16 protein-coding genes and 2 pseudogenes are annotated in these 21,173 nt (G+C 41.2%); 7 read left to right on the top strand and 11 right to left on the bottom strand.

The genetic code is table 11. The features are described 5' to 3' along the window. Positions 1-132: 132 nt before the first annotated feature. Positions 133-2,253 (bottom strand): TonB-dependent siderophore receptor, encoded by a 2,121-nt coding sequence (locus FTT94_RS14185; protein WP_180170987.1) that lies wholly within the window; start codon positions 2,251-2,253, stop codon positions 133-135. Between the two features lie 432 nt (positions 2,254-2,685). Further along, positions 2,686-3,744, bottom strand: a complete 1,059-nt coding sequence (gene omp38 / locus FTT94_RS14180; RefSeq protein WP_180170986.1) for an outer membrane protein Omp38 — start codon at positions 3,742-3,744, stop codon at positions 2,686-2,688. 378 nt (positions 3,745-4,122) lie between these two features. Here omp38 and FTT94_RS14175 point away from each other — a divergent pair, with 378 nt between their 5' ends. From FTT94_RS14175 to FTT94_RS14165, 3 genes are all read left to right on the top strand, one after another. Beyond that, entirely contained in the window at positions 4,123-4,644 is a 522-nt protein-coding gene (locus FTT94_RS14175) for a GspH/FimT family pseudopilin (protein ID WP_180170985.1), read from the top strand. Positions 4,645-4,757: 113 nt separating this feature from the next. Continuing rightward, entirely contained in the window at positions 4,758-5,933 is a 1,176-nt protein-coding gene (locus FTT94_RS14170) for a thiolase family protein (RefSeq protein WP_180011606.1), read from the top strand. A gap of 206 nt (positions 5,934-6,139) precedes the next feature. After that, entirely contained in the window at positions 6,140-6,589 is a 450-nt protein-coding gene (locus tag FTT94_RS14165; protein WP_180170984.1) for a VOC family protein, read from the top strand. 69 nt (positions 6,590-6,658) lie between these two features. On the opposite strand, the gene FTT94_RS14160 is transcribed toward FTT94_RS14165, so the two are convergent. From FTT94_RS14160 to FTT94_RS14140, 5 genes are all read right to left on the bottom strand, one after another. Beyond that, positions 6,659-7,144: a DUF934 domain-containing protein gene (locus tag FTT94_RS14160; protein WP_168379542.1), complete on the bottom strand. Its 486-nt coding sequence runs from the start codon at positions 7,142-7,144 to the stop codon at positions 6,659-6,661. Further along, complete coding sequence (locus FTT94_RS14155; protein WP_078190090.1) at positions 7,137-8,780, bottom strand: nitrite/sulfite reductase; 1,644 nt, start codon at positions 8,778-8,780, stop codon at positions 7,137-7,139. The genes FTT94_RS14160 and FTT94_RS14155 overlap by 8 nt, the downstream gene beginning before the upstream one ends. 265 nt (positions 8,781-9,045) lie before the next feature. Further along, positions 9,046-11,451: a glucose/quinate/shikimate family membrane-bound PQQ-dependent dehydrogenase gene (locus FTT94_RS14150; RefSeq protein ID WP_180060212.1), complete on the bottom strand. Its 2,406-nt coding sequence runs from the start codon at positions 11,449-11,451 to the stop codon at positions 9,046-9,048. A 170-nt stretch (positions 11,452-11,621) separates the two neighbouring features. After that, positions 11,622-12,860 (bottom strand): carbohydrate porin, encoded by a 1,239-nt coding sequence (locus FTT94_RS14145; RefSeq protein WP_257221519.1) that lies wholly within the window; start codon positions 12,858-12,860, stop codon positions 11,622-11,624. A 216-nt stretch (positions 12,861-13,076) separates the two neighbouring features. After that, a complete protein-coding gene (locus FTT94_RS14140; RefSeq protein ID WP_180022846.1) occupies positions 13,077-14,198 on the bottom strand; it encodes a CaiB/BaiF CoA-transferase family protein in 1,122 nt (373 codons plus the stop codon). 210 nt (positions 14,199-14,408) lie between these two features. Here FTT94_RS14140 and FTT94_RS14135 point away from each other — a divergent pair, with 210 nt between their 5' ends. Continuing rightward, complete coding sequence (locus tag FTT94_RS14135; protein ID WP_180005120.1) at positions 14,409-15,419, top strand: AraC family transcriptional regulator; 1,011 nt, start codon at positions 14,409-14,411, stop codon at positions 15,417-15,419. A 49-nt stretch (positions 15,420-15,468) separates the two neighbouring features. Here FTT94_RS14135 and FTT94_RS14130 read toward each other — a convergent pair whose 3' ends face one another. Further along, on the bottom strand, positions 15,469-15,738 hold the full coding sequence (locus tag FTT94_RS14130) for a hypothetical protein (RefSeq protein WP_180085453.1): 270 nt from the start codon (positions 15,736-15,738) through the stop codon (positions 15,469-15,471). A gap of 206 nt (positions 15,739-15,944) precedes the next feature. Between FTT94_RS14130 and FTT94_RS14125 the strand changes: the two genes are divergently transcribed. The 3 genes from FTT94_RS14125 to FTT94_RS14115 all read left to right on the top strand — a co-directional run bounded on the left by FTT94_RS14125 (position 15,945) and on the right by FTT94_RS14115 (position 19,817). Then, on the top strand, positions 15,945-17,150 hold the full coding sequence (locus FTT94_RS14125) for an acetyl-CoA C-acetyltransferase (protein WP_180170982.1): 1,206 nt from the start codon (positions 15,945-15,947) through the stop codon (positions 17,148-17,150). An 11-nt stretch (positions 17,151-17,161) separates the two neighbouring features. Beyond that, complete coding sequence (locus FTT94_RS14120) at positions 17,162-19,294, top strand: 3-hydroxyacyl-CoA dehydrogenase NAD-binding domain-containing protein (RefSeq protein WP_180170981.1); 2,133 nt, start codon at positions 17,162-17,164, stop codon at positions 19,292-19,294. A gap of 184 nt (positions 19,295-19,478) precedes the next feature. Continuing rightward, complete coding sequence (locus FTT94_RS14115; protein WP_078194261.1) at positions 19,479-19,817, top strand: hypothetical protein; 339 nt, start codon at positions 19,479-19,481, stop codon at positions 19,815-19,817. Between the two features lie 79 nt (positions 19,818-19,896). Here FTT94_RS14115 and FTT94_RS14110 read toward each other — a convergent pair whose 3' ends face one another. The 3 genes and pseudogenes from FTT94_RS14110 to FTT94_RS14100 form a co-directional block, all read right to left on the bottom strand. Beyond that, positions 19,897-20,322, bottom strand: coding sequence for a GNAT family N-acetyltransferase (locus FTT94_RS14110; protein ID WP_252725871.1), 426 nt, complete (start codon positions 20,320-20,322; stop codon positions 19,897-19,899). An 11-nt stretch (positions 20,323-20,333) separates the two neighbouring features. Next, positions 20,334-21,050: pseudogene (locus FTT94_RS14105) on the bottom strand (SAM-dependent methyltransferase); the annotation flags it as partial. A 34-nt stretch (positions 21,051-21,084) separates the two neighbouring features. Next, positions 21,085-21,173, bottom strand: a pseudogene (locus FTT94_RS14100) (IS5/IS1182 family transposase); the annotation flags it as partial.

Here is a 21,173-nt window from a genome sequence, read left to right as displayed (position 1 = left end):
CAAGTAACTTGGACCAGTGTTGATCATTTAGCATTGTTCGAGGCATAGCGAGTGTAAAATTGGGTTTGGCGATTTAATTTTACTATCTCGCTATTTTTTTAATCAACAAATGTCAACAGACCCTAATCTAACTTAGAAATCAAAAGTCACACCAACTTTATAGGTACGGTCTGCACCAATCGTGGCAAAGTTTTCATTAAATACGCCCTCCCAATATTTTTTATTGGTCACATTGTCGACATTTGCCATAAATGTTGTAGATACACCACCTAAATTTGTTTTATAACGTGCACCTAAATCCACTGTCGTGAAATCAGGTAATTGTAAGGTATTTGCTGAATCAACATATTGTTCACCTACATAGTTTACTCGACCATTCACAGATAAACCGTCGAGTAAAGGTAAGGCATAATCCAAACCAATTGTCGCTGTAAGATCTGGCATACCTAGAAGCTCATTGCCTTTATTGCCTAATGCTTTGGTATATTCCGTATCAAGATAAGCCATGTTACCTAATATCGTTAAACCATCACGAACTTGTCCTGAGAAACTCCATTCAATGCCTCGAGCACTTGTTTCTGCACCATCAGTAGTCGCCCCATCAATTACCATTGTGTCAGGCTTTTTAATCTCATACAAAGCAAGTGTATTTAACCATGATCCATTTTGGTATTTAGCACCCACTTCATATTGTTCGGTTTTAAAAGGTGCAAAAGTTTTTCCAAAATTCAGATCACTTTCATCTGTAACTGTTTTACCTTGACTCAAACCCTCTACATAATTGGCATATAAAGAAAGATTTTCACCAAAAGGTTTAACTACAAGACCTAAACTAGGTGACCAAGCATTTTCTTCATAACGCCAATCAGCACTATTTTTACGTTGTGAACTAAAATTCTTCAAATCCATATCTTGGTAACGTAAACCGAGAATAAATTGAAGTTTGTCTTGAAGTAATGAAATTTGATCACTCAAAGTATAACTTGCAAACGTATTGTCATTTAATGGCATGACACTTGGTGCGACCGCCATTAATCCATTTTGACCGGGGTTATATAAGTTAGTTGAATATCCACTGGATGTAGCAGGGTTATGCTGATCTGTCTGAATATTAAGATAATCTGCTCGAAGACCTAATTTGTGTGAAACAATACCCGTATTAAATTTATAATCACCGCCAATATTTGCGGATGTATTTTTAAAGTGCGCGTATTGACCATAAGTCTGTGTAGTCGCATCACCTTGTTCATTATTCAGAACCATACGTGTGCCAAATACAAAGCCTTTATATTTTTTATCTGCATAACCGGCACCAGCAAAGATATTTGCATTCGGTGTTAATGCATATTTCGCTTTTAAACCAACAAACTTACTATCTATTTGAGTATCTGAATCATTAAAATAATTTAACCCACCTTCCGGTGCCGCAATCACTTTTTTAATCTTTGCAAACGAAACCATGGCTGGTGAACCATTTTCACGATTTTCATGTATTGCATAGGCATCAAAATTTACTTGTAATTGATCTGTAGTATAGTCTGCACCAATTGAAGCTAGTGCTTTAGTATCTTCCTCTCTATCAATATTACGTTCACCTTGGCCATAGACTAAATTCGTGCGAACACCAAATTTTTTCAGCTCACCGAAACGGCGTGAAACATCGAGATGACTTTGGTAATAACCTTCATCTTCTAGAGTAGAAGTCAGTCTAGTTAAATCTTCATGTGCACGTTTAGGCGTAATATTAATCACACCACCAACCCCTCCATTAGGTGCCATCCCAGCGACCAAGGCATTTGGCCCCTTCAATACCATTACAGCCTCTAAGGTTTCTGTGGGTACACGACTGACCGGTGCCATTCCGTATAAACCATCTAAAGCAATTTCATCACCATGCACACCAAATCCACGAATTTGGAAATTTTCATATAAATGCCCCTGATTCGTGGTCATACGAATACTCGCATCATTTTTTAAAACTTGTGCTACAGTTGACGCTTGCTGTTCTTCAATCAGTTTTTCACTATATGCTGTTACGCTAAACGGCGTATCAACAATTTTTTTACTTCCCAGTGCACCAAGGTCTGTCTGCGCTTTCAATTTTCCATTTGCAAGCTGCTTTTCCGCTGGCACCTCAACTTCAATTGTCTCTAGTACTGTTGTATCCGATGCAAGCGCAGATGTTGCCCCTCCAACACCGAGTAGCACCATAGTTATAGAACGTACTAAGTGTGTTTTTGCAAAATTATTCATCATTTCAAGATTAGTTTTATTTGAATAAGAATCATTATTATATTTAGAATAATTCTTAACTACATCATGAATCCCGATGAATATATTTTTTTAATGAAAAATATAAATATTCATTTTTTATAAATTGTAGATAAAATAAATGTAAATATTTGTTTTTTAATTAATATTATAAAAATTAAATCAAAAACTGTGTATGTTCAATTAAAGCTCTAAGGCAAATAAATGATTAATTAATATACAAATAGTTTGAATTTTTACATGGTTAATTGCCACATGAATAGATAAATCCTTTTACATCCAACGATTATTTAAAAGTAAATAACGCTTTTGCGTTAGTGCCTTTTAGCCAAATTTAAATCTCCTTTTTTAAATTTTTAACAAAAAAAAGCGACTCAAAAGAGCCGCTTTTTTCTAACCGAAGTTAAACTCAAATTATTGAGCTTGACCAGGTTGAGCCACTACAGTACGGCTACCAGAAATCGTAGCGAATACGCGACGGTTCATAGCACGGCCTTCTTTAGTGTTGTTGTCAGCGATCGGTTGATCCCACGCGAAACCTTGAGTAGATAAACGAGCTGGGTCAACGTTGTATTCGTTAACAAGTGAAGATTTAACAGAGTTAGCACGAGCTAGTGATAAACGTTCGTTTAGAGCACGTGGACCAGTGTTATCTGTGTGACCTTCGATGTTAGCTGTAGCATTAGGGTATTCACCTAATTTTTCAGCAACTTTAGCGATTTCAGGTTTGTATTGATCTTTGATGTTAGATTTGTTTGTATCAAAGAACACACGAAGTTCCATGTTAAGATCTTCAGTCAACTCTTGAGGAGCTGGAGCAACTGGAGCAACTGGAGTTACAGGAGCAACTTCAACTACAGGAGCAGCAGGTTTCAAGTGACCGCCAAGAACTACGTTAAGACCAGCTAAAGCTGTGTAGTTCCAGAAATCTTCATCGATGTTGTAAGTAGCACGAGCTTCAGTACGTAGAGATAAAGCATCGTTTAAGCGCCAGAAAGCACCTAAACCAGCATTACCCAAAGTACCTTCTTCACTAGTACCACGAGCTTGTGCAGATGGAGCTAAACCACGAGCAGCAGCTTCGTCAAATTTGTATTTGTAGTGACCAGCACCTAACAATACATATGGCTTAACTTTGCTGTCATAGTTTTTAGTGATCAAATCAGAAGTAGCATAGAAGTTACCATTGATTTGAGTTTGTTTGTATTCGCCGAAATCAACGTCTACATCACCTTTAACTTGGTTATATTCAGCTTCGAAACCTAACCATGGAGTTAATTCAACACCAAGTGCTGCACCAACAAACAAGTCATCTTGTAGCTCAGGACTTTCAGTTAAGTTACCACGGCTGTTGTTGTGTTGAGAATCTTGGAAAGTGTAACCAAGCATTAATGGAGTAACAGTTACGCCTGCGTTTGCAGCTGCTAAAGGAGCAGCTACGAGCATTGCTAATGCAATACGACTCATTTTCATGGATTTATCCTCCAGAGATAACAATTGTTGTTCAAGCTCAAGCCGAAAAATTGGCTATCCTGAGATAGGCTTTCTTATACCCCAGTTTTTTTTTTAAGCTATTCACGCTGAATCATACAAACACTTTATTCTTTTTCCAAGTGCTTGATTAATCTAATCAAGTAAATTATTGACAAAATTACTTACAATTTCCGTTGTAATTCGGTAAATTTTTACTCAATTTTGAGCAGTGAATCGCCTATTGTCACTTGCTATTTTCATTTTAACAGCTTTATCTAAAATTGAGTAATAAAATTCTATACTCAAAATTAATATCGCCATTAAAAACACATATAACATTAGACATATAAAAATAATATTAAATTTTGGATTAAATCAATGCTTTACAATAAAGAAACCGGCTTTACGTTATTTGAACTTTTGGTCTCAATTGCGATTATGGTCATTATCGTGACGATAGCTTTACCACATTTCAACAATTTAATGGCGCAGCGAGAAGCGAATAACATCAAATTGACTATTCAGAATCACAATGCATTCGCACGGGCTCAGGCCACTATTTATCATTCCAATATTGTGATTTGTCCTAGTCTTAACTTTAAACTTTGCCAACCTAACAACTGGAACAGTGGTCTGATCATATTTATTGACAGTAATAAAAACCGTCAAGTCGACGCAAATGAAAAAATATTGCTGCAAGATAAACTCAATTTAAAATATGGCGATCTGTATTGGCGTGGGACTCTACACATTCCAAGTCTCACCTTTCAGGCTAGCTCCGGTTTACCCAATGGTTCAAATGGTAGTTTCTACTACTGTTCGAAATCAACGCTTCAACCGATCCGAGCAGTCTTAAGTCGAATGGGACATATCCGATTTGAAAACCCAACCAGTTGCTAATTTGAGAACCGGTGAGTCCAAAGCAGCCTTTTAAATTTGCTTTATTCCTGTTCAATTTTACTTATACTGCTGACGTATTCAAAAATTAATGTATAAGAAAATGGAGACATGTAATGACTGATATCGTCATCGTGAATGGTGCCCGTACAGCAATGGGTGGTTTTCAAGGGAGTTTAGCCGCTGTCACTGCACCAGAATTAGGCGCAGTTACGATTAAAGCAGCCATCGAACGCGCGGGTTTACAACCGACAGATGTTGAAGAAGTCATTATGGGCTGTGTGCTTCCGGCTGGCCTGAAACAAGGTCCTGCCCGTCAAGCGATGCGTAAAGCCGGTCTTCCAGATTCAACTGGTGCCGTAACCATCAACAAGCTGTGTGGTTCAGGTATGAAGGCCGTGATGCAAGCGGCAGATATGATTAAGGCAGGTTCGGCTCAAGTCGTAGTTGCAGGTGGTATGGAGTCTATGACCAATGCCCCTTATGTTTTGACCAAAGCACGAGCTGGCTACCGTATGGGCCACGGTGACGTTAAAGATCATATGTTCTTAGATGGTTTAGAAGATGCAGAAACGGGCCGACTCATGGGTTCTTTTGCACAAGACATGGCGAACACTAAAGGCTATACACGCGAACAAATGGATGACTTTGCCATCCGCTCACTTAAACGTGCGCAAACTGCAATTACTGAGGGTTATTTTGCTGACGAAATCGTGCCTGTCACTGTTTCGAGTCGTAAAGGCGATGTGATTATCGATAAAGACGAACAGCCTTTTAACGCCAATATCGAAAAAATTCCAACGCTGCGCCCTGCTTTTGCTAAAGATGGAACGATTACCGCTGCCAATGCCAGTTCTATTTCTGATGGCGCATCTGCTTTAGTTTTAACATCAGCAGATCAAGCTTCAGCAAAAGGTTTAAATCCGCTCGCAAAAATTGTGGCTTATGCATCAAATTCACAGCATCCTTCAGAATTTACTATTGCACCTGTGGGCGCAATTCAAAAAGTTCTAGATAAATCGGGTTGGAATGTTGCTGATGTCGATTTATGGGAAATTAATGAAGCTTTTGCCATGGTCACGATGTGCCCAATTGATGAATTTAAATTAGATGCTGAAAAAGTAAATATCAATGGTGGTGCTTGTGCGCTTGGACATCCAGTTGGTTCTACAGGTTCACGCATTATATTAACGCTGATCCATGCATTAAAACGCACAGGTGGTAAACGCGGTATTGCAGCACTGTGTATTGGTGGCGGTGAAGCGACTGCTGTGGCGATTGAATTGCTTTAATCCTCTGCTGGCTCCCTTCACAAAGGGCGATTTAGAGGGATTATTCTTTAATCCTCCCCTAACCCCTCCTTTAATAAAGGATGGAGACTGAAAATCCCTCTGTAAGAGGGATTTTTTATGCTTACATTTTAGACATAAATTGTTCACATACAGGTCAGCCAAGGTTCTTAAAATAAATGTCGACATAATAAAAATGGATGACCTTTATGCAGCTCAATCACTACTTGAATTTTCAAGGCAATACCGAAGCAGCCTTTAATTTTTATCGTTCTGTATTTGGTGGAGAATTCCTCAATGTGATGCGTTATGGCGATATGCCTGCCGAGGAAGGCATTTCACTATCCGATGCAGATCGGCAAAAGATTATGCATATTTCCCTGCCAATCAATGAATTTACCGTGCTGATGGCCTCAGATGTCAACGAACAATTTTGTGCACAAACCAATCAACCCTTTACCTTAGGCAGCAATCACTATATTTCGATTAATTTAGAAAGCAGTGAACAAGCTGAAGCCAAACGACTGTTTGATGCATTGTCCAAAGGTGGCTCTATAGAAATGCCTCTCGAAAAGACCTTTTGGGGTGCGCTGTATGGCGCATTTACCGATCAGTTCGGTATTAAATGGATGGTGAATTGCCAACTTGAAGACCAATGATCATTGTTACAAATTTTTCTAGAAATAAAAAAGCCTCCAAAAGGAGGCTTTTTTATTCAATCAAGGTACTTAAGCACCAGTTTGATAATGCGCTTGCGGCACTGCAGTTGAAGCTTGATATGGATTGGTAAAATCACCTAAGCCAGCAGCAGCTTCAGCAATATCTTTACCTTCTTTCACTACAAAAGTATCGAAACCTGAACGCTTCATGTAGTTCAACACATCTTTGAATACATCACCTGTTGCACGTAGCTCGCCTTGAAAACCTTGGCGACGTAACAACGCAGCAAATGAATAGCCACGACCATCGTTAAAACCAGCAAACTCGATAAAGATTGCATCTAACTGATCAAGCGGGAATTCATTGGTTTCAGGTGAAGCATCCACCGTTACGAAAAGTGCTTTTTTACCAGACACATTCGCAAGTTGATCTAACTGCTCAACTGTTAAAACCACGTCACCCTGTGGCAACACACCATCTTCACCAATGACTTGGTAAGTATTGTCTGCAATCGAGCCATCTTTAGAGAGGACTTGTAGTGCTGTATTAAGCATATGCACGCTCCTTAAATGGTTGGATGCCAACACGGCGGTAAGTATCAATAAACTCTTCGCCTTCTGCACGAAGGTCTAGATAAGTATTTAAGATTTCTTCAATGATGTCTGGTACAACTTCGGCTGCAAATGATGGGCCTAAGATGTCACCAATTGATGCATCATGGTCGGCATTACCACCCAAAGTGATTTGATAGAACTCAGCACCCTTTTTATCTACACCTAAAATACCGATATTACCGACATGGTGGTGACCACACGCATTCATACAACCAGAGATGTTCAGATCCAATTTACCTAAATTGTAAATGGTATCTAAGTCATCAAAACGACGAGAGATCGCTTCAGAAATTGGAATCGATTTCGCATTTGCCAATGAACAGAAATCACCACCTGGGCAGCAAATGATGTCGGTTAAGAACCCAATATGCGCACGTGCAAGATTATGTTGATCAAGGATTTTCCATAGATCAAACAAATCTTTTTGCGGTACATCAACAAGCGCAATGTTTTGCTCATGTGTGGTACGGAACTCACCAAAGGTATATTTGTCAGCCAAGTCAGCAATCAGGTTCATTTCTTCAACAGTCATATCGCCCGGTGCAATACCCGCACGTTTCAAAGAAATCGTAACGATGCGGTAACCTTTGACTTTATGTGCATTGGTGTTGATGTTGAACCATTGTTTAAATTTCGGCTCTGCGGCAAATTGCTCTGCGAAATCTTCATCCGCATAATCTTGGTAATCAAATGGTGTGAAGTTCTCATCCATTTTCGCCAAGGTATCAGCATCGATTTTTAACGTTTTGATGGTATGTGCAAATTCAGCTTCAACTTTCTCTGCAAATACTTCTGGTGTTAATGCTTTCACCAAAATTTTGATACGCGCTTTATATTTGTTATCACGACGACCGTGTAAGTTGTATACACGAAGTACCGCTTCTAAATAAGCAATCAAATCTTCACGTGGCAAGAAGTCACGAATAAAGCTACCAATCACTGGGGTACGGCCTAAACCACCACCAACTTTGATTTTATAGCCAATCTCGCCTGCTTCATTTTTCACGATATACACACCGATATCATGGAAAGACGTTGCCGCACGATCAGTTTCTTCCAGTGCTGAAACTGCAATCTTGAACTTACGTGGCAAGAAAGCGAATTCTGGGTGGAAAGTTGACCATTGACGAATCAATTCACACGTTGGGCGTGGGTCAGCAATTTCACCTGCAACCACACCTGCATATTGGTCAGTGGTTGTGTTACGAATACAGTTACCCGAAGTTTGAATCGCATGCATTTGAACAGATGCGAGCTCTTGTAACATATCAGGCACATTTTCTAGTGCAGGCCAGTTAAACTGAATGTTTTGACGAGTAGATACGTGCGCATAACCACGGTCATAGTCCTGAGCCAATGACGCAATTTTACGTAATTGTTTAGAATTCATCAGGCCATAAGGTACTGCAATACGTAGCATCGGTGCATAACGTTGTACATAAAGGCCGTTTTGAAGACGCAGTGGACGGTATTCATCTTCCGTCAATTTACCTGCTAAATAACGTTCCGTTTGATCACGGAACTGTGCAACACGTTCATTAACCAGTTGCTGGTCAAAATCAGTATATAAATACATGGCGTACAGCTAGTAATTTCTATTATAACAATGCACAGCATAACGAGATTTCATCTATCAAGAAAATGCGTTTTTTACATATTTAATAGCGATTTTATTGATAAGACTGTCGCAATTTCACTGATATAGCGGATTTCGGTCCTTTACTTTTTATTTATTAATATATTGAATTATTTCTCCATTACTTAGCATAAATTTACATAAAGAATTTAAGCCAATAAAAAGCCCGATAAATCGGGCTTTTTATTTAGCGATGTAAAATCACTTATTTTTTATCTGGTAACGCATACGCAACAAGGTAATCACCAAGTTTTGTACCAAATGAACCATGACCACCAGCCATGATCACAACATATTGTTTACCATTTGCTTCATAAGTCATTGGAGTCGCTTGACCACCTGCGGGTAGACGACCTTCCCACAAAGTATCACCATTCGTTACATTGATTGCACGGATATAGTTATCTTGTGTTGCGCCTACAAACATGACATTACCAGCAGTCGAGATTGATCCACCAAGACCCGGTACACCAATTTTCACAGCAGGTAATTGGAACAATTTCGGTAAACTATCACGAATTGTACCAATACGTTTTTTCCAGACCACTTCATGTGTATTTAAATCTACACCTGCAGTAAAGCCCCATGAAGGTTGTTTACAAGGTAAGCCAAGTGGTGACAAGAAGGCTTTGATTTCCACACCATAAGGTACGCCATACATCGGTTGCACGCCTTGTTCAGTACCTGCACCTTTCGCAGTTTGCTCACGGTTTGGATCTGTAGGAATCAACTTAGTCACAAATGGTAAGCCAATTGGGTTCATCACAGCAACTTGACGGTCTTGGTTCACCGACATACCACCCCATTCGAATACCCCAAGGTTACCTGGGAATACCAATGTGCCATTTTCAGAAGGTGGTGTATAAATACCGTCGTAGTTTAATGATTTGAAATACACACGACACATCAACTGGTCAAACATAGTGGCACCCCACATTTGTTTATCAGTCAATTTATCTTTTGGTGCTAAATCAAAATCAGAGAACGGTTGAGTTGCAGAATAATGCTCACCTTTAGTTTGTGGTCCACGTTTTACAGTTTGTGGAACCGCTTTTTCGGTGATTGGTACAATCGCTTTACCGGTACGACGGTCAAGGACGAATGCATTACCTGTTTTGGTTAAGACATAGATCGCAGGAACAGTATTACCTGATTTATCTTTGATATCTGCCAATGAAGGTTGTGATGGTACATCCATATCCCACAAATCATGATGTGTGGTTTGGAAATTCCAAATTAATTTACCTGTTGATGCATTTAATGCCAACATTGAGTTTGCATAGCGTTCATCTAATGGCGTACGGTGACCACCGAAGATATCCGGAGTACCCACACCTGTTGGCACATAAACGATGTCAAGTTTTTCGTCATATGCTAAAGGTGCCCATGCATTCGGTGAGGCTACAGAGTATTTTTGACCTTCACCTGGCATGGCATTTGGATCTTGCGCCCCTGTATCAAAGATCCACAATAATTCACCGGTATTGACATCATAACCACGGATGACACCAGATGGCTCTTTAGTCGAGAAGTTATCAGTTGTTGAGCCGCCAATCACAATGGTTGTGCCAGTAACCACTGGAGGTGAAGTTGGGATATAACCACCCGGATACGGATAAGGCATATCTTTTTGTAGATCGACTTCGCCGTTATGACCAAAATCACTACATGCTTTACCTGTGTCAGCATTGACTGCAACCAAACGACCATCATTTACAGGCAAGATCACTTTGCGCGGACATTCAGTAGAAGTCGAGCGTTTGTTCTCTAAGCTTTTTGCAAACTGAGTGGTATTTGCAGCGTCAAAATAAGACACACCACGACATGTTAAATGTTGATAGGTATTGTCCGCTTTAAGTTTAGGATCGAATGCCCATTTTTGTTTACCTGTCGCAGGATCAAGTGCAATTAAACGTTGGTGAGTTGTACACATAAACATGTCATTGCCGACTTTAATCGGAGTGACTTGGTTTGTGGTTTCACCTGAGTCATTTTCTGTTGGTAACTCACCTGTACGGAAAGTCCATGCTACTTCTAAATCTTTAACGTTGTCGCTATTGATTTGGGTGAGTGGAGAATAACGTACACCACCTTGTGTACGACCATAGGCAGGCCAATCTTCAGGAGCAATACCCTCAATCGCTTTGGCTGTTTGAGGTTGTGCATTTTTAATTTCACCGTGAATTTCTTGCGGATCATTAAAAATTGAATAGATCATCACGATAATCGCAATCACCAGTGTGCCTGATAATGTAATTTTCGCAGTTTTGCCATTTTCCATACCGCGTGTCACGGCAGGAATCAGTAACCAAAGGCCCAATAAGCCTAAAATATCAAAACGCGGTGCAAGTGCCCAAAAGTCAGAACCTGCCTCCCAAAGTCCCCAAATCACTGTACCCAGCATCAACGCTGCATAAATGTATAAAGAACTGTTTTGAATTTTTCTTAAGTATATTGCTGAAGCCAGCATTAACAGGCCGGCGATAATGTAGTACCAAGAACCGCCAAGGACTGCCAGCCAGATACCACCAATCAATAGAACTAAGGCGAAAATTGCCATCACAACGACGGTAAATGTTCGCATCCCAGTTCCGGTAGATGGGTTGCTCATGTTGACCACCTCTATTGTCGAATGTTGTATTTGGTGCGTGAAACACATTCAACACACCACCGTTTTTATGTCGCAAAGAGAAGTTGTTACAAAAACAATTCAAGGGGAAATATCGTAATTTTTCTCAGAATTACCGAATTGCTTTTATAAGAACTCTAATTTGACATCAATTAAAATGCTGTTTGAAATTTGATACCGCCGACCCACGCATTCTCACCATTTTTGTAAGCACCGACGTGACGGATATATTGAATATTTGGACGAATAGTCAGCCAGTTTGCTGCATGAATACCGTAGTAAATCTCTGCGTCATACTCTTCACTTTGTAGACCGCGTGCATCAACGCTGTTATTGGCAATATTGGCATCATTCACATCATCATTAATGCTGATACGACCTAAACCAATCGCAATTTCATCCTGAGGACGTGCATCGAATGCACCTTTGTAGACCAAGCCAATGTTTTGCATATCACTCACATTATTGGTGTCTGAGTCATGCACGGTGACATTCACAAAACCGCTTAAGCCACGTGAAGCATCGTCTTTGTGCGCTGTCAGTTGTTGTTTCGCCACAATCCAACCACCTTGATGGTGATCTTTTTCATTTATTGGGCTATCAATGACATCGGCATCAGCGGTACTGTAGTAGTAACCTGCACGGTATTCACCCGGAAGCTTTTGTGTCCCCACTTTTGGAGTCCACACTACTTCAGCAGGAATAATCGCACCTTTTGAACCATCGGTACTCAAGTTCCAACCTTTACCACGTTTTAGATTTTCAGGGTTGTATTCATAAACCCCGACTTGTGCATAGAGTTCAGGCTGAATGTTATATTTCACGCGAGCAGCCCATTGGCTGACTGGCCAGTTGTACCATTGGTCACCGACCCAGTTACCCACTTGTGAACCACAAAGTGCTAAGTTTTGAAAGTCACAGTCAAAGCTGTTGAAATCTTCACCTTCACCAAAACGACCGACTTTAATATCTAATTTTTGGTCTAAGAATTTTTTCTTGATCCAAAAATCAGTCAAACGCCAAGTTTGACCACGACCCCACACTTCTTGTGTTGCACTTAAATGACCATTTAATGCATCTGAAGTTTGAGACAATGAACGACCATTACGTTCAGTGATATTGATTTGCGCTTCGGTATCTTTCCAACCCGCAATTTTTTCTAAATCGAGATGTGCCCCGATCGCGAATTGGTCCGCATATTCAGTGCCATGACCAGAAGCATGCTTTGCATCTAACAAAGTGGCTAATTCGCCACCATAACTAAAACTAAAATCGTAACCTTTCTGTTGGAGAGCTGTTCGTTGACCGTTCCAATCACCGAACATCCATGGGCTTTCAGAACTGAAAGCATCTGCAGTAGTTGCCGCTTGGGTTGCTGAACCCGCAAGCATTATTCCGAGGCTAAGATATAAAGATCCAAGTTCACTCACAGCTATTTTCATTTGGAGACCTATATACCAATTATGTTAATAGTTCATATAATACTCTCACATTTGTATAATTTATTTATTTTTTTATTAACAACACTCAATATTTATATAGATATTTATCTAATTAAGAGATTTTAAAGGTTTTATTGTTTAACTTATCACCTTTTTTTATACCATTCATAACCAATTATCCGCACCTAAAGTTTTACCCACATGGGTATAAATCAATGCTGATCTAGAAAATTTAATCGGACATGCCAGTTGAGTTTGTGTCATTGTGTCGCCTTCTTGTAGCGGAACTTCAACACACCAATGCCGCTCTTGGGCCAATTGTGAATTTAGAGCTTCGTCCAAACTTAAAACTGGTTCCACACAGACATCTTGAGAGGCAAAAATCTTTTTCCACTCAGCCCATGTTTTGGTTAGTATTTTTCGGGCAATTGCATGCTTAATTTCAGTTTGGTCTTGCGGATCAAATGACATGCCTTGCGTTGCTAAAGCGGGTAAATCTAGAATTTGCGCCAATCCATGTAAAAACTGTGGCTCCAAACCACCTATAGACAGATAACGACCATCTTGGGTTCGATAATAGTCATAGAAACTTCCGCCATTCAGATATGCAGTTTCTGCGGCGGTTACCGCATTGGCAGCCAATACGCCAGCTGCAGCCATATTGTTCAATGCGACGGCACAATCGGTCATGGAAATATCAATATATTGTCCTAAACCGCTACGGTAACGCTCAATCACCGCAGCTAAGATGCCAGTAATTGCATGCATTGATCCGCCTGCTACATCGGCGATTTGAATCCCCATCGGTGGCGGGCCACTGTCTTGGCGTCCGCTATGACCTGAAATGCCCGATAAAGCCAAGTAATTGATGTCATGCCCTGCACGGTCTTTGTAATGTCCGGTTTGACCATAACCCGTAATCGAGCAATAAATAAGTCGCGGATTAATTTCGGCCAAAACTGCATAATCCAAACCCAAGCGTTGCATGACACCTGGACGAAATTGTTCTACCACGATATCAAAATCTGAAATTTTAGCTTTGATCAATTCAATGCTTTTCGGATCTTTTAAATCTAATGCGATGGATTGTTTATTGCGATTTAAATAACTATGCGCTGTGGCTTGCCCATTGGCATAAGGTGGCATCAAACGAACTAGATCGGGACGCGTCGGTGACTCAATATGCACAACTTCCGCACCCATGTCAGCCAAATACAAGGTCGCAAATGGCCCTGGGAGTAATGTCGAAAAGTCGAGTACTTTCAATCCTTTTAAAGCAGCTTCCATGGATATTTTTCTCTAATTGTGTAGATTTTTTATCCATGGTAGAAATATAAAATGATTAAAACAATGTCATGTTCAGCCATTTACCTTGATAGTTTCGGCAATTTACCATGTAAAAATGGCAAAACCGCTGTTGTAAATTGCCATGATTTCTTTTTTTAGCGTCATTTAGGTCAAACATTTGTGAACATTAAAGAGACTGAAGGATTAAACATGAGTCGTGATACGATCAGTATCCATTTCGTCAACGCAGCCTTAACTGGTGTGAGACGTCTCGGCATGGATGTCGAAACTTTATTGTCTCATGTTGGCATTGAGGCTGAACTTCTACGCCAACCCAAAGCGCGTATTTCACCTGAACAATACACACGTTTTATTAAAATGTTGTGGATGGTGACTCAAGACGAACATGTCGGTTTTGATATTCAACCGCGCCGCTTGGGTACTTTTGCCATTATGTGCCAATTGATTATTCATGCAAAAACCCTCGGTGATGCACTCGAATTGTCTTCGCAGTTCTACAAACTGTTTGGTGATGAATGGTCGGTGACACTAGAACGTGATAAGCACGAAGCACGTTTAGTTCCTCAAATTCCAAAATCTATGGACCCAGACCATTTCATTACAGAAAGTATGCTGATGATTTGGCATGGTCTCGCTTCTTGGTTGATTGAACGTCGTCTGCCTTTAGAGCGTGTTCACTTCGGTTATGAACGTCCTGAACATGCTGACGAATATGATGCCTTGTTTTTTGCACCTGTCATGCAGTTTGATACACCACGAACTGAAATTACATTTGCAGCGGATTATTTAGATTTACCCATTCGTCAAAACGAAGAAACGCTTGAAGAATTCTTAAAAGCGGCTCCTGCACAGTTATTGGTTAAATTTAAAAATACCAATTCATTAACATCTCGTATCCGTGATGTGCTGAAGAGTCAAATTGGCGAAGAAATGCCAACCTTGAACGATGTTGCTTCAATGCTGTATCTATCGCCGCAAACACTACGTCGTCGTTTAGCCGCTGAAGGTAAGAGCTACCAAGGTGTAAAAGATGCTTTACGTCGAGATGCTGCAATTCACTTATTGCTTAACCCAGACTTAACGCTTGAAGATGTTGCACAGCAAGTCGGTTTTAGTGAAACCAGTACTTTCCACCGTGCATTTAAAAAGTGGACCGGTGTAACACCAGGCCTATATCGCCAATTACATGGTTATCATTAAGCAATATTCAAAAATACCATTCTCTAAAACCTGATCTCGATCAGGTTTTTTATTTCGGAAAATCTGCGCGTTGTTTTTGACAAAGCAATGGATCGACAGGCGTAATCACTCGTTTGCCATCCTGTATCCGATACATTTCTGCCTTGGTCACATGATCATTTCGATCATACTCACAGGCTAAACCGCCCGTCCCTTCATCTGAAGGATGAATGCCATAGATCATATAAACATAAAAACCGATCATGCATACAAAACCTAAGCAGCCTACTAGTACTAGCCAAGCTAGACCTTTCAACACTCGCTTCACATTTTTATGCATAAGCAGATCTTCAATATGTACTGAATCGATAGCAACTGATCTTAACCGATCCTCGCTTTCAATGTGCGGGTTGATTTTTATCTTATTTAGCAGCAAGCGTTGACCAAAAATATCAAACGACTCGCCCGTTATCATCATTGCACTGGCTTGATTAATCCGTACACTCAAAAAACCAATAAAAATTTATAGATCATAGGGACAGGATTATGAGCGAGGCTTACATCATTGATGCCATTCGCACACCGCGCGGCAAAGGAAAAAAAGACGGTTCACTACATGCCGTTAAACCGATTAGCCTACTGACCGGTTTATTGAACGAATTACAAAACCGCCATCAATTTAACACAGCTGCAGTAGACGACATTGTACTGGGCTGTGTAACTCCAATTGGTGACCAAGGCGCAGACATTGCCAAAACCGCAGCCATTGCAGCAGGTTGGGACAATGATGTAGCAGGCGTTCAAATCAACCGTTTTTGTGCATCAGGTTTAGAAGCTGTGAATATGGCCGCGCAAAAGGTCCGCTCTGGCTGGGAAGACCTTGTGGTGGCTGGCGGTGTAGAGTCGATGTCTCGTGTGCCGATGGGCTCAGATGGCGGCCCTTGGGCGCTTGACCCTGAAACCAATATGGCTTGTGATTTTATTCCGCAAGGCATTGGGGCCGATTTAATTGCCACCATTGACGGTTACAGCCGAGCAGATGTGGATGCCTTTGCAGCCAACTCTCAGCAAAAAGCCGCAGCAGCTCAAGCCAATGGTTATTTTGACCAATCTGTCGTTCCTGTTAAAGACAAAGCAGGCGTGACAGTTTTAGCCAAAGATGAATTTATTAAACCAACGACCACAGCAGAAGGCTTAGGCAAACTCAACCCAAGTTTCGCCATGATGGGGCAAATGGGCTTTGATGCCATCGCCTTGCAAAAATATCCTGAAGTCGGCGCAGTCAACCATGTACACCATGCAGGGAATTCATCGGGCATCGTTGATGGTGCTGCCGTAGTATTGCTTGCCTCTGAAAAAGCGATCAAAGAACAAGGCCTAAAACCGCGCGCCAAAGTGCTTGCCACTGCATTGGTGGGTGCAGACCCAACCATTATGCTGACTGGCCCTGCACCTGCTGCACGTAAAGCCTTAGCCAAAGCTGGCTTAACCATTGATGATATTGACCTATTTGAAGTGAACGAAGCTTTTGCAGCAGTCGTGATGCGTTTTATGACCGAACTCAAGGTTGATCCTACCAAAGTCAATGTGAATGGCGGTGCAATTGCATTAGGACATCCGCTGGGTGCAACAGGTGCCATGATTTTAGGCACCCTGATGGATGAACTAGAACGCCAAGGTAAAAAACGCGGCTTAGCAACACTTTGCGTGGGTGGCGGTATGGGCATCGCAACGATTATTGAGTTGGTATAAGGAGAATAAAAATGAGCGCAATTCAATTTGAAAAAAATGCCGACAATATCGTCATTTTAACTTTAGATTCTCCAAACCAATCTGCCAACACCATGAATGCAGACTTCCGCACGGCACTGGCTGAAACGGTAGACAAACTGCAAGCAGATGAAAATATTGCAGGGATTATTTTTCGTTCCGCAAAAAAAACCTTCTTTGCCGGCGGCGACTTAGACGAACTGATTCAAGCTACACCTGAGCATGCGACAGAATTCTTCAATATGATTGAAGAGATGAAAGCCAAACTGCGTTATATCGAAACCCGTGGCATTCCAGTTGTGGCAGCTTTAAATGGCACAGCGCTTGGCGGTGGCTGGGAGTTAGCACTCGGCTGTCATTATCGTATTGCGCTTAATGATGCTAAGGCTAAATTTGGCTTACCTGAAGTGACCTTAGGCTTACTGCCGGGCGGTGGCGGTATCGTCCGTATGGTACGTTTATTGGGTCTGCAAAATGCATTTCCACTCTTAATGGAAGGCAAACAAATTGGTGTCGAAAAAGCCAAATCATTAGGGCTGATTCAAGACACTGCAGATAGCCTTGAAGAATTGATGGACAAAGCCATTGCGTGGGTCAAAGCCAATCCAAAATCACAGCAGCCCTATGATGTAAAAGGCTATAAAATTCCGGGCGGCACACCATCGACTCCAACTGTGGCGCAAATGCTCGCCATTGCCCCTGCTATGCTGCGTGACAAAACCAAGGGCTGTTACCCTGCGCCTGAAGCCATAATGTCAGCAGCGGTTGAAGGTGCTCAAGTCGATGTCGATACGGCGCTCACGATTGAATCACGTTATTTTACTTACCTTGCAACTGGTCAAATTTCTAAAAACATGATCGGCACCTTCTGGCATGGTCTCAACGCTATTAAGTCTGGTGCAAGCCGTCCAAAAGACGTCGCGAAATGGCAAGCCACTAAAGTTGGTATTTTAGGTGCAGGCATGATGGGTGCAGGCATCGCTTATGCCACAGCATCAAAAGGCATTGCAGTTGTACTCAAAGATATCTCTGTAGAAGCTGCTGAAAAAGGCAAAGCCTATAGCCAAAAACTGCTGGATAAAAAAGTATCTCAAGGCCGTTTAAGTGCAGAAAAACGTGATCAAGTCTTAGGACTGATTCATGCAACTGCAGATGCTGCCGACCTACAAGGCTGTGACTTGATCATTGAAGCTGTGTTTGAAAATGTCGAACTCAAAGCCAAAGTGACGCAAGAAGCAGAAACCTATTTGGCAGATAGCGGCATTTTTGCATCCAATACCTCTACTTTGCCTATTTCAGGTTTAGCCAATGCATCTCAAGATCAAGCTAAATTTATCGGTCTGCATTTCTTTAGTCCTGTCGACAAAATGCAATTAGTGGAAATTATTAAAGGTAAAAACACCTCGGCTGAAACCTTAGCCAAAGCCTATGACTATGTACAGCAAATTGGTAAAACACCAATTGTGGTGAATGACAGTCGTGGCTTCTTTACTAGCCGTGTCTTTGGCACCTTTGTGCAAGAAGGTTTACGTCTATTGGCTGAAGGCGTACACCCTGCCCGCATTGAAATGGCTGCACTAAAAGCTGGCATGCCTGTAGGCCCATTGGCGATTCAAGATGAAGTGTCTTTAACGTTGTCTGAGCATGTTGCGGCCGAGACCCGTAAAGCCCTACAAGCTGAAGGCAAAGACCTACCACGTTCAGGTGCGGATGAGGTGATTCAGACGATGATTCATGAGTTCGGACGCAAAGGTAAAGCTGCCGGCGCAGGCTTTTATGAATACCCTGAAGGCGGTAAAAAGCATCTCTGGGATGGCTTGAGCAAATGGCAGAAAGATAATGCTATTTCTGAACAGGAAATGATTGACCGCTTCCTGTTTGTACAGTCACTCGATACCTTACGCTGCCTAGAAGAAGGTGTTTTGGAATCGACTGTCGATGGCAATATCGGTTCAATCTTCGGGATTGGTTTTGCCCCTTGGACAGGTGGTGCACTTCAATTTTTAAACCAATATGGTTTGGAAAAAGCGCTATTACGTGCCAATACACTAGAAGCAAAATATGGCGAACGCTTCAAAGCACCGCAATTGCTGAAAGACAAAGTGGCGAAAGCTGAGCAGATTTAATTATTCATTTTGAGCATGCAAATTTTGCTGTTCAATCACATCAAAAGGAGCTTCGGCTCCTTTTTATTTTCCTTCTCAGTCGCGTGTTTGCAAACAAGTCTAGATTTTACGCGAACTCTCATCTGTTTTATGTTATAAAGTAACAAGTTTTTTGATTTCTTTTTATCCGATTGAGTAGCTTGTTATGACAGATCATACTTCTCCTGAAAAATCACCATGGGGCTGGAAAGCACTGATTATCTTCTGTATTTTAGGTGCGCTATTCATGGGTATTTTCTGGCTTGCTGTGACCAATGAACCAGACTATATGCCGAGCCAACAGAAAAAAGACAATACTCAACAGCATGCATTTAAAAATGCCCCTGTGATGTCAGAAGAAGCGTTGAAAAAGGCGCAAGCTGATCAAGCAGCTCGTGAAGCATCTGCACCGACTGCAGCAGATATGCAGATGACCGAAGAACAACATGCACATATGGATGACATGAGCCCTGAACCTACTGCATCGAATGATCATGGTCACTAAGCTTTGACCCAATCTATGCAAATAAAAAACGCTTAAAATATTAAGCGTTTTTTATTTATAGCTGTCCAATTTTAAGTATTTAAGCCAAAGCCATATACATATCTTGATGCGGAATACCACAATCTAAATATTCATCACCTTCAACAACAAAACCCAACGCTGCATAAAAAGGGATAGCATGCACTTGTGAAGATAGTTTTAAATATTCACGTTGCTCTAATGTCGCTTGTTGAATGATGGCTTGCATCAAGATTTTACCAATCCCCTGACCGCGATGAGCCTTTAAAACAGCAACACGACCTATACTGTTATTTTTCAACAAACGTGCAGTTGCAATAGCTTTCATCCCATCATGAACAATAAAATGCAGTGAAATCTCATCTTCTGCATCCCATTCATCTTCGGGCGATATCTGCTGTTCTAAAATAAAGACCTGTTCACGTATCGATCGAGCTGCAGATGCCAGTTGCTCCCACGGACCGAATTGAATATTTAACTGCTGCATCCCTTCATCCTTTAGCATTTACAGCCAATATCTTGCTGGTCCCATTGATCATTTAACAATAATTCCAATGAATGCTTTTGAATGCCATACATGTCTTTTAAAGCTTGGATCTGCGCCAATACCGCTTGATCAGGCTCGACATAGTCTGCACGTTTGGTTGCCAAGATCATTTTATTTTTACTGGTATGCTCAAGTGCCACAAATTCAAAGACTTTGGTTTCATAACCATATGCTTTCAATAAAAGTGCACGAATCGTGTCAGTAAGCATCTCTGCTTGCTGGCCCGCATGAATGCCAAATTGCAACATCGGTGCAAGTACTTGCGGCGCTTTCAATTGCGGACGCAATTCTTTATGACAACACGGCGCACACATGATCATTTGCGCATTTAATCGAATGCCGGTATGAATCGCAAAGTCCGTTGCTACATCACAAGCGTGCAGTGCAATCATGACATCTAAGCGCTCAGGCGCATATGTACGAACATCGCCTTGGAAAAAATCCAGTTGGCTGAAATTCGACTGCTGCGCAACGCTTTGGCAAAATTCCACCATTTTCGGATTTAGCTCAACCCCTGTCACTTTAGGCACTTGCTGGTGTTTTGCTAAATAATCATATAATGCAAAAGTCAGATAGCCTTTACCTGAACCAAAATCCACGACATGTAGAGATTGATCGGTCTCTTTGATCTGGCTTAAAGCGCCTGAAAAAATTTCTACAAATTTATTAGGGTGTGTTGACATTTACAGCCGATAAATTGAGCTAAAGAGGCAACCATATAAATATACAAGCTAAAGCAACAGCGCTTTGATAGTTACGTTTTAGCTTATCGTATCTTGTGGCAATTCCTC

Origin of the sequence: Acinetobacter sp. YH12027, assembly GCF_013420085.1 — a bacterium.
Taxonomy (GTDB): domain Bacteria; phylum Pseudomonadota; class Gammaproteobacteria; order Pseudomonadales; family Moraxellaceae; genus Acinetobacter; species Acinetobacter amyesii.
This window is presented reverse-complemented; position numbering and strand designations above follow the sequence as displayed.